At 69.1% G+C, this 2,009-nt stretch carries 1 protein-coding gene; it reads right to left on the minus strand.

The window, feature by feature from the left end:
• Positions 1–81: 81 nt before the first annotated feature.
• Positions 82–426 carry a hypothetical protein gene (locus ABZ281_RS47440; RefSeq protein WP_356664835.1) on the minus strand — a complete coding sequence of 115 codons (345 nt, stop codon included), beginning with the start codon at positions 424–426 and terminating at the stop codon, positions 82–84.
• Positions 427–2,009 lie beyond the last annotated feature (1,583 nt).

Genomic DNA, 2,009 nt, shown 5'->3' on the forward strand with positions numbered 1-2,009 from the left:
GTCCTTGCGGACCGTGAAGGGGCGGCGGCCGTTCTGTTCAGGAGGGTGTCGCAGAGGGGGGATACCGGCGTTGGCGACCCGTCAGCCGCTGCAGACCGCGAGGCTTTCGCCGTCGGTCTCCAGGGTGGCGCAGACTCGCTCGACCTTCGGCACGGTGATGCTGACGGTGCGCTGCACACCGGCCTTGACGTCGATCTCGGCGTTCGCGAGTTCGGTGTCACCCGCGGAGATCCTCACACCGACAGTCCGCGCCGTGGCACAGGTGGCGCTGACGTTGATGGTGCTGGTCTCGTTGTTGCTGATCTTCTGAAGCCCGACGTCGCAGGGGAAGCCCTGCTGCACGGTGGCCTGAGCGGGCGCCGCCATCAACAGCGGTGCTGAAGCAAGGAGCGCGGTGGCCGCCGAACGGAGCGTGAGGTGAGGCATGAGTCCTTCCACGTTCTTTCCGGGGCAGACCATCACAGGTGACCTGCCCTCTACCAAGGCGCCTGGAGATCCCATATGCGCCTTTCGAGGGAGATGCGACCACGGGCCCACAAGCCCCGCAACCCGCCACGCCCGGCTTCCGCCGGGCTCCGCCTCGCGGGTGACCGGTGTGCGTGCTCTTCTCGCGTGTGTGTGCGGGGCTCGACGAGTGGGAACTCGCGGAAGGACTCGGCGCGTCGGCGCGGGGGACCGCTTGGTTCAGGCGAGGAGGGCTCGTGCCTGCCGGGGCGGCCGCGGCTCCGCGGACCGACGGGCCTCCGTGTCCCGCAGCCGGCGCGTTCAGGCGGTGGGGGCAGGGGACTTGGGCGGTATTCAGTGGACGGGCGTGTGGTTCACTCCGCCGTGAAGCGTCCATCTCCGGTGCTTCCGCCGTCCCGCGACCCTGCCCCCCCCCCGCTCCCCGGGTCGGGGTCGAACCACTGCACGGCACCACCCCCGCTGTGAGTTTCAGTGGCGGCGGCCGGACCTGTGACCGTCATCCGAACCCGCCTTCCCCGGAAGACAGGCTTGCGCGGTCCGCGCTCCACACACCGGACACCGTCGCCGCGTGGCGGACCGGGCCGTGAGGGTACCCAGGGCCTGCTGGAGGGCGGTTTCCACGGCAGCGGGGACACACAGCGTTCCCGCGCCATCAGGTGGAACCAGCCAGTGAAGACGCCCTACGGCCCGATGCGGCGCAGGTACTGTGACCCACGCGCCTTTGCCCAGGTACCTGACATCCGTGCCAACCCAGCGGCCTGCGGGATCATGTGGCAGGAAGAAGCCCACTCTGCCCGCGCCGGTGTCCGTCAGTACGGGGCCGGGCGCCCGCGGAAGCCGCAGGAGGGCATCCAGGGCCAGCACACCCCATGCCTCGGGCACGCTCAGCACATCCCATAACCGCCCGCAGGCCAGCGCCGCGACGCCGCTTTCGCCATGCCACTGTCGTTCGCAGTCGCGCGGATCGGTTGCGGCGTCGGCGAGCCACTCCGTCGCCTGCCTCCTGATGGTCCGCATGTGAGGTTCCTCCCCATCCGTTGAAAACGGCGATTTCCCCCTTGCCGCCAAGGCTGGTCAGGCCCGGCCCGATCATGCTGATGGATTTTCTCCTTGTGCGGAAGGGGTGGCGTGCCATGGCGAATTCTCCAGAAATATTCAATATCGAACCATGCGTTCGCCTGGATTCTGAAGAACGCCAAAGCATATGAACGGGACCCCGCCGTGGACCGGTTTCCGCGTCCAGGGGGGAACACTTGGCGAAGGGGCCCACACGGCACTACGCCGGCGCGCCGTCGAGAAGGACCTCGGCCGACAGCGCCGGGCGATCGGTGTGTGGGCACGGCTGGGCGCGCTCCGCGCGGAGGGGCTGCCGGCGTCCGGTGCGGAGGATGGATGAGCCGTCTCGCACGCGGCGGGCTTCACACCGACTCGGCGCCCTTCATCGGTGCGCCCCGTCCGCCGCTTCGATGGCTGCCGCGAGGCCGCGTAGATCCTTGTCCTCTTGGCGTCGCGCCAAGTCCTCTGCCCAGTAGGTCAGTTGCCGT

Origin of the sequence: Streptomyces sp. NPDC006265 (assembly GCF_040613555.1) — a bacterium.
Lineage (GTDB): Bacteria > Actinomycetota > Actinomycetes > Streptomycetales > Streptomycetaceae > Streptomyces.

Bases quoted from the DNA above. Each gene is read 5' to 3' on its own strand.
- ABZ281_RS47440 (WP_356664835.1), bottom strand. From the start codon at position 426: ATGCCTCACCTCACGCTCCGTTCGGCGGCCACCGCGCTCCTTGCTTCA.